We start from the raw sequence: 14,407 nt of genomic DNA, 5'->3' as shown, positions 1-14,407 counted from the left end.
GTAAAAAAGGCTGCCGATTGCCGGCAGCCTCTCATTTCTTTGTTTTCCGGTAATTGGACGGCGATATGCCGACAATGCCGCTAAAAGTCGAAGAAAAATAATGTTGGTCCGCAAAGTTCAGCTTGGCGGAAATTTCGTTGATGGTAAGATGAGTATTTAGCAAATAGTGCTTGGCAAGTTCGATTTTGTGTTTGCGGAAATAAGCATAAGGAGTGATCCCGTACGTTTCCCGAAACAGCTTGATGATATAATTTTTCGAATATCCGAGCTGTATGCAAACATCGTCCATATTCAGCCTGTTTTCAATGTTTACGTCCAAGCATAATTTAATCTGCGCCGCAGCGGAGAGCACTTTATGCTCCAAACGGTTTTTCAAATGTAAAACGATCTTCAACAGCATAACCGATACTTCGTCGATCATTTCGGAATAACTCTTATTGCTGGTGGACGAGATGTTGATGATTTCATTCATATAAGAAAGAATGCTGCAGTCCTTTACGATATACGTATCTGCAGGTAAATATTGCTTAAACAAATACTCGGCAAATTCCCCGTAAAAAACAACCCAAATTTTCGTCCACGGATGATCTTCACTGGAATAATAAACGTGATCGCTGTCCCGAGTTAAAATATAGACGTCATTTTTTTGAGGGTACACGGTTTGGGAGTTAATCTCCAGAACGCCGCTGCCATCAATGATGTATTCGAACGAAAACAGGTTCTGTCCATGCCGCTCAATCCGGTAATTTTTGTCGCAATAAGAGATTCCCGACATGACAACATTCAGTGGAAGCTTGGCATCACACATATGCCAAAAATTATGTACTTCTTCACGCATGATTATAATCCTCACATTTGTGATAACATTTCCTATTATTATAACCACAATAAAATGATAAATTAAACCATAAGCAGTACATTTGTTTTGCATACTACTCTATCCAGGGTGAAAACAGGAGGAATTGAAATGAATTTGCGGGCTCCAGCCGCTCCACTAATTACAGTAGATCCATATTTTTCAGTTTGGTCGATGGCCAATCGTCTGAATGATTCGGACACCAAGCATTGGACGGGTCAGCCTCATCGGATGACCGGAACTGCTTCGGTAGATGGCAAAGAGTATCTTTTTATGGGCGATACGCCAAACAGCCTGAAAATGGAACAAACGAGTCTGGACATAACTGCGCTCTCAACCATCTACCGTTTTGTATGTGATGAAATTCATTTAGAAGTTACCTTCACTACTCCTCTTCTGATGAATGATTTGAAACTGCTGTCCAGACCCGTATCTTATATACATGCGAAAGCCTGGACCAACGACGGGAAAAACCACCGTGTGACGATTACCATTAAGGTGGATGACGAGATATGCCAAAATTTGAAATACGAGTTTCCGACCGAATATGCCGATCTTAGCCAGCCGGGCTTTGCCTGCGGCAGGATTGGCAGCAAGATCCAGCGAGTGTTAAGCGCAGCTGGTGATGATCTTAGGATCAATTGGGGATACATGTACCTCGCTTCAAATCATAATCCGTCCGTGCTAATGGCTTCAACCGGGACGAATAAATATGGCACCTTAAACCATACGATGGCGCTATCGATCACATTAGATACGGAACAAAATGCGGATGGACTATTTGCCGTCGCTTATGACGATATCAAGGCGATTGAATATTTTCACGAGCCGTTGAATGCTTATTGGAAAAAAGACGGCCAAACCATCGAGGAAGCGATCCAACAAGCTCTAAGCGAGTATGATCAGCTTTCCAAGAAATGCGAGCTTTTCTCGTCCAAGCTGTATCAGGATGCCAAGGAATCAGGCAATGAAAAATATGCGGAACTGTTATCCCTTGCCTACCGGCAAGCGGTTGCTGCGCATAAAGTTTGTGTGGATACCAATGGAGATGTGTTGTTTATTTCCAAGGAGAATTTCAGCAACGGTTGTGCCGCCACCGTCGACGTGACCTACCCTTCCATCCCTCAATTTTTGATTTATAACCCGGAGCTTGTAAAAGGGATGCTAAGACCGATTTTCAAATATGCCTCTATGGATGTTTGGCATTACGATTTTGCTCCCCACGATGTCGGGACCTATCCTCTCCTTAACGGACAGGTTTATAGCAGCGGGACATGCCCGACTTGGCAGATGCCAGTAGAAGAATGCGGAAATATGCTGATCTGCTGTGCGGCAGTCGCGCTTGCGGAAAATGACGTTTCGTTCGCTCAGGAGAATTGGAGCCATCTCGAAACATGGTGCAATTACCTCATCGATAACGGCGTAGATCCGGATAACCAGTTATGTACGGACGATTTCGCGGGGCATCTGGCCCATAACTGCAATTTGTCGATTAAAGCGATTATGGGGATCGCCAGCTTCTCTATTCTGAACCGCTTAGCCGGAAATGAGGACAAAGCAGAGGAACTGATGAAAATTGCCGGTTCCATGGTTGAGAAATGGCTGATTATGGCTGCAAATGAGGATGGTACTTTCCGTCTGGCATTTGACCGTCCCGGTTCCTTTAGTATGAAATACAATGCGGTATGGGATCAAATTTTCGGTCTAAATTTATTCCCTAAAGATACTTTCGAGGCAGAGACGAAAGCCTATATCGAGAAGCATTCCGGTCCCTACGGCCTCATGCTGGATAATCGCAACACCTACACCAAATCGGATTGGCTGGTGTGGAGCGCTGCCCTTTGTGAAAACAAGGAGGATTTCACGACCCTCGTGGATCGCCTGTGGATGGCTTATCACGAGTCGGAAAGCCGTGTTCCGATGACGGATTTTTATTCAACGACCACCGCAAAAATAGAAAGCTTCCAAAACAGATCCGTTCAGGGCGGGCTATTCATTAAACTGCTTATGGACAAGGGAATTGAATGCTTTCGAAAATGAATAGCGTTATCATCTGAAGGTATGACACTACCGGGAAAATGAAAACGCAGCCCATTTTGGGGCTGCGTTTTTCCGTACAAAATTCACATTATTTGCTCTACTGCTCCAGCATATTGAGCAGCACCGTTACAGCCTCTGCTCTGATTGCATTGTCCTTAGGTGCAAATTGGTTATCGCTTTTGCCTTGCACAATTCCCGCTTGTTTTACGAATGCCACGCTTGCTTTCGCCCACGCTGGAATGTCCTTGTCGTCTGAGAAGCCTGTTGTAACATCCGCTTGGCTAGACTTACCTAGAGCCGATGAAATCATCGCTGCCATCTCGGCACGTGTAATAACATGATCTGGACGGAAGCTACCGTCCTCATATCCATGAATAATTCCTGCTTGTACCGCTTGCGCGACAGCTTTCTGCGCCCACGCGCCAATCTCCGCCTTATCCGTGAACACCAGTGTCGCTCCTTCTCCTTGCGGTTTGAGTGCATTCATCAGCATCACCGCAAATTCCGCGCGCGTTACGGTTTTGTTAGGCTTGAACGTACCGTCTGGGTAGCCGCCAACGATACCCATGCTGATCGCTTTCTTAATGCTCGCCTCAGCCCAGTGTCCAGCGATGTCGCTAAAGTTAATAGTTGGTTGCGTTCCTGGTGTTGGCACGGTTGCAGCTTTAACTTCAGTGAATACCGCATATTTCGTAAAATGATTGACTTCTACGGTAATCTTGCCTTCGTTAATCTTACTGCCGGGAACCTTCACCCATTCCTTTTTCACTTCGTCAAAATAAAAGACGGATACGGTTTGGTTGCCGTTTAATTTGGACTTATCAAAAACAAACGTCAGTGTGACCGGTTTGATAAAGTTCTCTGAGAAGTTCTTCAAAATCTCAAATACCGGGCTAGTTAGAGCCTTTTGATTGGTTAGAAGTGCTTGCGTTTCTAATACTTTGGTAATCGTTACTTTTAGTTCTCGATCCGTAGCGCCTGCCGGAATCGAAACTGTGACCTCTTTATTCAAACTAACTTCGCCCGCACCTCCCGCTGGAAGCGTTAGATTACCATCCGCATCCGTGGAGACAACTGGGGACGTTGGTGCTGTTGACCCGCCGCCACTGCCACCAGTGGACGGCGCATCTGCACGCGTTATCGTAACCGTGTACGTTTTCGATGTGCCATCCTGTGCTGTCACGACCAGAGTGATTGTATTATTGCCAACATTCAAAGGAATGGCACCACTTGCCGCGCCACTTGTAACCGTAGTTCCGTTTACAACCACTCTTGTATGGTTCTCCAATACGGTTGGCGTTACTGTCGTGCTGGAAACACCATTCGCCACATTGGCTGTGTACGTCGTAGTGTCGGAGACGAACGCTGGAGTTAGCGCAACGCCCGACAGTGTCAATCCGCTTAGGTCGGCGTTGTTGGATAGTCCCTCTGCACGCGTTATCGTAACCGTATACGTTTTCGGTGTGCCATCCTGCGCTGTCACGACCAGAGTGATTGTGTTATTGCCAACATTCAAAGGAATGGCACCACTTGCCGCGCCGCTTGTAACCGTAGTTCCGTTTACAACCACCCTTGCATGGTTCTCCAATACGGTTGGCGTTACGGTCGTGCTGGAAACACCATTTGCCACATTGGCTGTGTACGTTGTGGTCCCGGAGACGAACGCTGGAGTAAGCGCTACGCCCGACAATGTCAAGCCGCTTAGGTCGGCGTTGTTACTTAAACGGTTAACCGTTATGTTATATATATTTTGTGCTTGATTCTCGGCGGTTACCACGATACGAATCGTATTGGCCCCTACCGTCAGATTCGATGCATGGTAGTTATAAACATTGCCCGTTGCCGTCGTGTACACAGCACCCGTAACTGCAAGCGTTTGACTCACTTCCGCTTTGGTTACTGCCACGTTGAGACTTGTAATCGCGTTCGGAACATCCACCGAATACGTACCCTGCAACGATGAAAATGTCAATGCACCTTGATCAACGGTTAAGTTAGAAAGGAGCGCGTTATCGTTTAATGGTGCAGTTGCCGGGAAAACGGCGGTTACGACGCCCGATTCGGCATCCGTAGTTACAGAGGTTGCTCCCGCTACTGTAAAGAAGTTTTCACCAGCGCCTGTTAAGGTGTAACCATCATTAGGTGTGATTGTTATTTGGGCTGTGTAACTGGTACTTGGAGCGAATATGGCGTCAGACGGCGACCATGCGATCGTTGCTGTGTATTCGCTTGTTGCTGCCAGGGCGGATACCGGCGTTGCTCCCCTGACTGGCGGTGTTACGCCAGCTATTGCTGCTGTTCCTATGGGTAATTCAGTTGTTGGAAAAGTTACCGTAAAGGTCACGGTGTTGCCCACGCTTGAACCCGTTGTCGTTGTAGTTCCCACCTCGGATGCGTCCTCTACCGTCGGAGTGAACGCCCCTGCCTGGAATAACTTCGCATTCTTGGATGTTAGTTCAACCGTTGCCGTATAGCTTTGGCCTCCCTTAAATGTGCCGCCCGCTGTTAGAGCTTCATTCCAGGTTACACGGGTAACGGTGTAATCGACATTGGCGGTTGCTGCCTCTACCGCTGCTGCATCCTGCGGAGTTGCGCCTAGCACCGGCGCATCGATGGCCACCGCTGCTGCTGTCATGACCCACTTCGCATACAACACATGATCCGAAGTAATGGCAGTTGTCGCAAAATCAAAGGGAGCTCCGCTAAATTGACTTGAGCTGTACCACCCCTCCAAAAAGTAGCCACTTCTTGTCGGTACAGTTGGCTCTGTGGCATGGTCATGATCGATCACCATTTGATCCCCTGTTGTCCACCACGCATCGTTGGTAACGAAGCTTACTGTATACGCATGCGATTGTTTTCTAATGAAGTTGCTAGAATCCGTTACATACAACTTGCCGTCACTGCCTGCTGCGATGCCATTAGGATAGTAGAATCCTCCTGAATGGGTAATATCCTTCCAGGAATTACCTCCGCTCGATAACTTTTTAACTTGGCGGTTATCTTCAGAATCTACCACGTATACGGCGCCGTTACTACCTGCGGCGATACCCGTCGGATAGGAAAAGGTTCCCGATTTGGTAATATCCTCCCAGGTATTTGCTCCGCCGGGCAATTTTTTTATTTGGCTATGATACGTATCCGCCACATATACTGTGCCGTCATTGTCTACAGCTATACCCGCTGGATATTGAAAATCCCCTGCATAGGTAATGTCCGCCCAGGCGCTCCCTCCATTTGGAAGTTTTTTAATTTGGTTATGTATCGTATCCGCCACATACAACGTGCCATAACGATCTACCGCTATACCCCCCGGAAAGTTGAATCCCCCTGAAAGGGTGATGTCTTCCCAGGCACTCGCTCCGCTCGGCAGTTTCTTAATTTGACCAATGCCAGCATCCGCGACATACAACGTGCCGTCACTGCCCACGGCTATGCCGCTTGGGGAGTAAAACGTCTGTTCATTGGTAATGTCCTCCCAGACCGAGGTGCTTCCGGTGCTCGCTAATTTTTTAATTTTGCGATTAGTTCTGTCCGTCACATACACCGTACCGTCACTGCCTACCGCCACGCCACTAGGATTGTTAAATCCTTCTGAATGAGTGATATCTACCCAAATGCTTGTATCCCACTTCGCATATAGCGTTATGTTCGCTGTAATTGCTGTTGTTGCAAAGTTAAAAGGTTGCGTCAGCGCGCTGTCACTATACCACCCTTCCAACGTGCTGTAGGCCTTGCTCGCAGCCGGTTCTGTCGCATAACCATCTTTGGCTACGGGCTGAGCGTTAATGCTTGTCCCTCCCCTGCTGTCAAAGCTTACCAGGTAGCCGGAGGACCATTTTTTAATTTTGTAATTACGCGAATCCACCACATACAACGTGCCGTCACTGCCCGCTGCTAGACCAGCCGGGGTGTTAAATGCCCCTGAGCCTGTGATGTCCTCCCAGACGCTCCCCCCACTCGGCAGTTTTTTAATTTGCCCAGTCGTACCGTCCGACACATACACACTGCCGTCACTGCCTACTGCGATACCATCAGGATTGGCGAACCCTCCTGCATTGGTGATGTCCTCCCAGGTGCTGCTTCCGCTCGTCAGTTTTCTAATTTGATGATAATAGCGATCCGTCACATACAACGTGCCGTCACTGCCTAATGCTATGCCTACCGGACTCCCTGAATAGGTGACGCCCTCCCAAGCGCTGCCTCCGCTCGTCCGTTTTTTAATTTGGTTATAGCCAGGGTCCGCAACATAAACTGTGCCGTCATTGCCCACGGCTATACCCGTCGGAATGTTGAATTCGTATAGTTGTTCATTGGGGATGTCCTGCCAGGCGTTGCCACCGCTAGAAAGCTTCTTAATTTTTTTATTCCTGCCATCCGAGACATACACCGTACCATCACTGCCTACCGCGATACCGTTAGGATTGTCGAATCCTCCTGAATGGGTGATATCCTGCCAAGCGTTTCCTCCGCTAGGCATTTTTTTAATTTTATTACTATCCCTATCCGTTACATACAGCGTGCCATCCCCACCCAAGGCCACACCATATGGATTCCAAAATCCCCCTGATTTCGTGATGTCCGTCCACACCCTGGTTTCAGGTGCAGCATAAGCAGCACCTCCTCCCAGAACGATCTGCATCACCGGAAGAACAAGCAGTATGAAACTCATCAGCATTGCTGCTACTCTCTTCTTGGTAGTTACGTTATTCATTTTCCTCGGCACCTCTCCTTTTTTATTTGACTAGATCAATAGACCGTTTGCAGGCACGAGTGATTCGTCTGAAACCGCATCTCCTCGCAATTCTTGTCGATTATTGACACTTTCTCTCCAATTCTATGACTTTCGTCCTAATAAAAAAATCCCCCATCTAAGGGGGATGGAGGGTAAAAAAATGGGGGATATACCTCATACCAATATGTATTGTATAATCATAATTTTGTTCGATTGCGATAAATAGCTTGCTACAACCATTGGAATTCTTTTCCTTGCTTCAGTGCCTGTTCTCTGCTGTTCACATGAAGTTTTCTATACATACTTTTCAGATGACTCTTAACCGTTTCGGCTGTGATTTGAAGTTGTTCGGCGATCTGTTTATTCGATAGACCCATGTCAATCATCCGTAATATTTTTAATTCCTGTTTTGTGATAAGTGCTCCCGAGCTTGCAGTCTCATTCCCATGATCCGACATTAGCAGAAGCAATTCTCTGGCGTAGAGTATGCTTGCAGACTTGCGGTTAGGGTTGATCTGCTTTTGCCGGATATATTCACGTAACAGCTCAGCCATCTTGACCCCTTCATCCACGAAACTGCGGATATATTTCCCCGGTTCCGCCAATTGGAGTGCCTCCCCCAGCTTCATGACAGCGTTCGTCCTATCACTTTTTCGATAAAACGCCATGCTTTGCAGGATGGTCACCTTAACCTTATCCCAGGTCCGATCAGCCTTATCGGAAAGCCAGTACAATTGCTCTAGCAGTTGCAGAGCTTCATCGATTTCCCGACGTTCCATAAGCACACTTGCCAAAATAAGATATTCTTTGATCGGACCGGGCGGGATCGTATCGGTATGCTTGATGCCGCATGTTTGCAGCCACCCCTCATCGAAAGAACCGTTCGCAAGCGATAAATTTGCCTTCTCCGCCTCTATTCTCCTCATAAACATTCTTTTGTCCACTGAATCGATCTTAGGTTTAACCCCCTCCAGCAATTCAAACGCTTTGGCCGAATCTCCTTTGGCCTGACAGATCCGCGCAGCATTGATAGAAGCACTTAACAGAATAAGGGCATAGGGCTGCATGCACGTTGACCTCAGTACCCTCTCCGCATAAACTTCAGCCTCTTCCAAACGGTTCCATTCATACAACAACAAACTGTACGTATTGTAGAAAAAGCCAACATAGGGGTAATTGTCTCTATCTTCCCATACTTTGATCCATTTATAAAAGAATCTCTCCGCATCATGCAAATTATGAAAAAAACTCAATAAGGTGTCGAAATACATCGAATACGAGTTCGCTTCAATCATCTGGATGTAGCTGCCCCCCGGCGTATGCCGATCAAATATCGCAAAATATTCATTCGCCCGCCCGAAGTCTCTTCGGTAAAAAGAAACAGCCGCGGACAAAAAGTGAACGGTTCCTGCGTAAGGTTTCCATTCCGGATGGGATAGCTTGTCCTCCATTAAGCGAAGTCTGGCTTGTGCCAACTCCAGTTCATTGGTTTCCACCATCACTTTGACATAAAGGAACTGAATTCCCGGCTTTCCAGTAAAACAGGCTTCCGGTAGATCGCGCAGCCATCGATAAAGTACCCCTCTCTTCGCGTGAAGATTTGGCAGATGCTTTTCGATCAAAGTGCTTGCTTCGTGAAGATGCCCGTCCATAAACAGCTGCTCTATCGCTTCCTCCAAAAATCCGTGCTCCTCCAACCAATGGGCTGCCTTGACATGCAGCTCCTTCGTTTGACCTGCATACCTCTGACGGAAAAGCCTCCGTAAGAACTCGGAAAACAAATGATGATAGCGATACCATTCCCGCTGATCATCCAAAGAAACGATGAACAAATGATGCTGTTCCAGCATTTCCAGCAGCTCCTGACAATTCACTTGCCCGGTAATCGCCTCGCACAACGGGCCGTTTATCCTGTCTACAATTGAAGTTTCCAATAGAAAGGACTGAATCTCGCTTGGCTGGAGACTAAAAACCTCCTGAAACAGATAATCGGATATGTTACGGTGTTCCCCGCTAAAGGCGCGGATAAAATCCGAATAATTGCCACTTTTTTGCAGCGAAATGGCCGCAAGATACAGTCCGCTGATCCAGCCCTCCGTGCGGTCTACCAGCACAGCTATCTTTTCTCCCGACAGTGACAATCCCATGCAATCCTGAAAGTAACGAATTCCCTCCACAAGTTGAAATCGCAGCTCCTGAATCGTGATTTTCACCATTTGGCCAGTCGTCTGCAGCCTTGCCGTAGGAAAGGGCATTTCAGCCCGGCTCGTTATATAGAGGTGGATGTGAGCGGGCAAATAGCCAAGAAAATAAGCCACTGAAGCATGAATGGGGGCAAGATCAATCGCGTGATAATCGTCCCAAATCATGACTAATTCATCCGGGTAACGATCAAGTTCGCAAATCATGGCTGAGAGGAATGGCTCAAACGCTCCCGACTTTAAGGATGGCAAATACGGGGTGACCGTTTCCGCAAATTTGGGGTTTTTACTATTAACTGCAGCAATCGTATAGCTCCAAAACTCAATCAGATCATTATCTTGAGGGCCCAAAGAAATCCATACGGCAGGTATGGAGGACTGCTGCAGCCACTGACTCAAAGCTGTTGTTTTGCCGTACCCCCCGGGAGCCGTTACGGATGTAAGTTTGCTCTTTAATCCTTTATTTAATAGCTCGGTAATCGCCGCCCGCTCAACAAGGTCATCGCGCCGCGTTTGCGGGATATGGAGTTTCGTACTCAGAATCATGGATCAGCACCTCGGATTTGGCTGTTTATGTATGCTTTTTCCCTTGGGTTCGGAAAATATAAGGATCTTCATATTAGATTAGTATAATATTTAATTCCTTTAATTAGAATGTGTTCTTTTACTAGGAAGTATAGCATACGGCAGTGCTCCCAACATTCCTTTGTCCTAAAAATTTGACAAGTACAAATAAAAATTGCACCAAACCTGTCAGTTTAAATATGGTACAAAGACATTACATATAAAATATATGTTGGATTTTCGCAGGCAAGAGGGGGGCTTTATTTGAAAAAACGATAGTTCGTGCATGGTTATTTGTAAGCGATTACATTTTATGGTAAGTATATAGCTTTCAATTGTCAAAATTGAAGCGATACAGAGAAATTTTAATGGGGTGATTCTTTCATGTTAAAACGAAATTCAAAATCTTTTTTTGGTCTTATCCTTGTCATTGCACTTGTTTTTTCTATGTTTCCGACCATGCCGTCATCTGTAGCTTACGCAGCCGCAACCAACCTACTGCCCTCTACTTTGACATTAAACGGCAACATTAAGGCAAGCTCACAGCAAAGTACTAGAACAGCAGTAAATATCGGTAATTCGGTCACTTGGACACTAGGGGCTAATACAGTCTACTCGGCAAACGGTTCAAATTTATGGGTAGCTATCGACCTTGGTTCTCAAAGCAATATAGAAGGTTTTAACTTTCATACGACTGCCACCGATGTAAATACCATAAACCGCAGTTCCCAGTATGAACTAAGTTATTCAAATGATAGTTCCCTTTGGAATAAACTTTCTACCAATCCTAACAATAACGCGATAAATTTTTCACCAACAGCTAACGGATGGTCTAGCGCTGCAATTGTACCTACCAATATTGCAACAGGCACTGTTACTAATGGAACCTACAGTTGGAGCTTAGATGCTAATACTGGATACTATACATCAGACTTAACTTTTACTGCTCCAATAACAGCCCGGTATATTTTGATTAACTATACTTTAAAGCCTTCTGCTACAGGTCAATTGGGTATCGGACTCTTGAAAATAATACCTCCCGTTACTCTTTCATCTTCATCAGGAAGCTTCTATAAAACGTTGCAAAATGCAATATCCACCCAAGTAAATCTGGACGCTGCTACAAGTTTTACAGGCATTACCAATGGTTCCTACACGCTTGTGGAAGGAACGGATTATACGATTGATGCTAACAATGTTGTTACATTTTCAAATACCTACCTAAGCAGTCTTAATGGGAGCTATAATTTAAGGTTTAATTTTTCTTCTAGTCAAGGATCATCATTCCTTCCTTATGTTCTAACTGTAGCAGCGGCGGCCGATTCTTCCCTTTCGCCGCAAGGTACTGCTTATATTCCTATGCTGCCTTCTACAATATCAACAACAATGAATCTCAATGGCAACCATTTTACAAGCATTAGTGAGGGTACAACGATCTTGCCTTCGTCGGCTTATGCAGTTTCAGGCAATACCGTTACCTTTAATCAAAGTTTCTTAGACACACTTAGTATGGGAACCCACTCTTTTATCTTTAACTTTGATCAGGGGAATCCTCAAACATTCATGCTTACAATATCGGGCAAACCCCCTGTCGCGGGCATTGATTACCGCTATTGGACTTTACAGGAGCCGCTCCCTGGTGGGGCAGGTCAAACATCCCAAACCTTACAAGCAGGCTATGCCGATCCGTATTTCTACGTTGGGGCTGACGGAAGCCAAGTCTTTATGGACACCGCCGTGGGGGGAACCACATCCGGCTCAGCCCATCCTCGCAGTGAGCTAAGGGAATATGATCCTATAGCGGGAACTGATGCTGCTTGGTTGCCTGTAGGGACTAACGCTATGACTGGAACCGTTGCCGTTACAAAACTTGGCACTTTAAACGGTGTAGGTTGGACTACCATTGGACAAGTATTTGATCAAAATGTAACAACCTTGTGCGAATTTGAATATGGATATGACCCTGCTTATCCCAATAGCAATATACGCATACTTTATGAACCAAGTGGCATAAACTCATTGGGGTACCAGTATCTCCCAATCAAAATTCCGTTAAATCAGTATTTCACATACAGAATGACCCTTAATGACGGCGTGCTGTCCATTTATCTAAACGGCAGCTTGATATTTAATGGGCAAACAGCTAGCCCTAGCCAAGTTATACCGCCTAATCATCTTTACTACTTTAAAGCCGGCAACTACGATCAAACTGCCATGAATGGCAATGTAAATTATATTCCTTACACCATTGTTCAGTTTAATTCTTTAAGCCTATATCACGCTTCAACAGTAGATAACGCACCACCGGTTACGTCGGATAATGCTCCTGCAAATTGGGTAAACAATGACGTAACCGTGACGCTGGCAGCAACCGATAACGATTCTGGTGTCGACGCTACCTACTATAAAGTGGATGGCGGCGCTCAACAAACTGGCACATCGGTAACGATTTCAGCTGAAGGCACACATACTCTTACCTATTGGAGTGTGGACAAAGCAGGCAACATCGAAGCGGCACATACGGCTACAGTACAAATTGATAAGACTGTACCGGTTACAACAGATAGTGCTCCTGCATATTGGGTAAACAATGACGTAACTGTAACGCTGACAGCAACCGATAGCGGTTCCGGTGTCGATGCTACCTACTATACAGTGGATGGCGGGCCTCAACAAACCGGTACAACCGTGAATATTGCAGCCGAGGGTACGCATACGCTTACCTATTGGAGTGTGGACAAAGCAGGCAACATCGAAGTGACACACACGGCTACAGTACAAATTGATAAGACTGCACCGGCAATTACGGGTGCGCCAACAAGTTCCCCTAACGCTAACGGTTGGTATAACAGTGATGTTACCGTTCATTTTAACTGTTCGGATGCGGGATCGGGTGTAGCAAGCTGCACACAAGACACAAAGTTGAGCACGGAAGGTGCCAATCAAAGTGTACAAGGAACAGCAATTGACAATGCAGGTAACAGTGCGACGGCCCAAGTAAACGGCATCAATATTGATAAAACATCACCGCTTACGACGGATAATGCTCCTGCAAATCGGGTGAACAATGATGTAACTGTAACGCTGACAGCAACCGATGGCGGTTCCGGTGTCGATGCTACCTACTATACAGTGGATGGTGGGGCTCAACAAACTGGCACAACGGTGCCGATTTCAGCCGAAGGCACACATACGCTTACCTATTGGAGTGTGGACAAAGCAGGCAACATCGAGGCAGCACATACGGCTACAGTACAAATTGATAAGACTGTACCGGTGGTTGCTGTTACCGTTCATTTCGACTGTTCGGATACGGGATCGGGTGCAGCAAGCTGCATACAAGACACAAAGTTGAGCACGGAAGGTGCAGCGGAATACACCGTCGATGTAGCTAACAGCGTAAGCAGTATTAGCATTACGCCAACCGCAGCGGATACGGGAGTCGTGATCCGGGTAAACGGTACGACGAGCGTAAGCGGAGCAACATACGGACCATTGAATCTGGCTGTCGGAGCAAACAAGATTGAAATCGAGGTGACTCCGCAGAGCGGAGCGGCCAAAACCTACACGATTACGGTGAACCGTGCGAACGTGGTATTGCCAACCAGCGCAGATTTAAGCAATCTGGTTGTCAGCGCAGGATCGTTAGCCCCGGTATTTAATGCGGACACAACCGGATATACAGTCAACGTGGCTAACAGTGTGAGCAGCATCAGCGTTACGCCATCTGCAGCGGATGCGGAAGCTGTGATCCGAGTAAACGGTACGACGAGCGTAAGCGGAGCAACATACGGACCATTGAACCTGGCTGTCGGAGCGAACAAGATTGAAATTGAGGTGACTCCGCAGAGCGGAGCGGCCAAAACCTACACGATCATGGTGAATCGTGAGAACGTGGTGTTGCCAACCAGCGCAGATTTAAGCAATCTGGCTGTCAGCGCAGGATCGTTAGCCCCGGTATTTAATGCGGACACAACCGGATATACAGTCAACGTGGCTAACAGTGTGAGC

The 14,407-nt window shown here is 46.6% G+C and carries 5 protein-coding genes and 1 pseudogene; 3 read left to right on the top strand and 3 right to left on the bottom strand.

What is annotated here, in order from left to right; all coding sequences use genetic code 11:
• Positions 1-31: 31 nt before the first annotated feature.
• Entirely contained in the window at positions 32-838 is an 807-nt protein-coding gene (locus AC3WRW_RS30015; RefSeq protein WP_492549879.1) for an AraC family transcriptional regulator, read from the bottom strand.
• A gap of 108 nt (positions 839-946) precedes the next feature.
• Between AC3WRW_RS30015 and AC3WRW_RS30010 the strand changes: the two genes are divergently transcribed.
• Positions 947-2,896, top strand: a complete 1,950-nt coding sequence (locus tag AC3WRW_RS30010; protein ID WP_492549878.1) for a glutaminase domain-containing protein — start codon at positions 947-949, stop codon at positions 2,894-2,896.
• Between the two features lie 97 nt (positions 2,897-2,993).
• Here the strand turns inward: AC3WRW_RS30010 and AC3WRW_RS30005 are convergent, their stop codons facing one another.
• Both AC3WRW_RS30005 and AC3WRW_RS30000 read right to left on the bottom strand, forming a co-directional pair.
• Entirely contained in the window at positions 2,994-7,610 is a 4,617-nt protein-coding gene (locus AC3WRW_RS30005; RefSeq protein ID WP_492549877.1) for a cadherin-like beta sandwich domain-containing protein, read from the bottom strand.
• A gap of 251 nt (positions 7,611-7,861) precedes the next feature.
• On the bottom strand, positions 7,862-10,378 hold the full coding sequence (locus AC3WRW_RS30000; protein WP_492549876.1) for a winged helix-turn-helix domain-containing protein: 2,517 nt from the start codon (positions 10,376-10,378) through the stop codon (positions 7,862-7,864).
• Positions 10,379-10,780: 402 nt separating this feature from the next.
• Here AC3WRW_RS30000 and AC3WRW_RS29995 point away from each other — a divergent pair.
• Positions 10,781-11,947: pseudogene (locus AC3WRW_RS29995) on the top strand (X2-like carbohydrate binding domain-containing protein); the annotation flags it as partial.
• Positions 11,948-11,959: 12 nt separating this feature from the next.
• Positions 11,960-14,407: OmpL47-type beta-barrel domain-containing protein (locus AC3WRW_RS29990; RefSeq protein WP_492549880.1), on the top strand; the 2,448-nt coding region annotated here is incomplete at its 3' end.

This window comes from Paenibacillus sp. FW126-R14 (assembly GCF_058789495.1).
The sequence above is the reverse complement of the archived record's forward strand: the minus strand, read 5'-3'. Positions and strand labels throughout refer to the sequence as shown.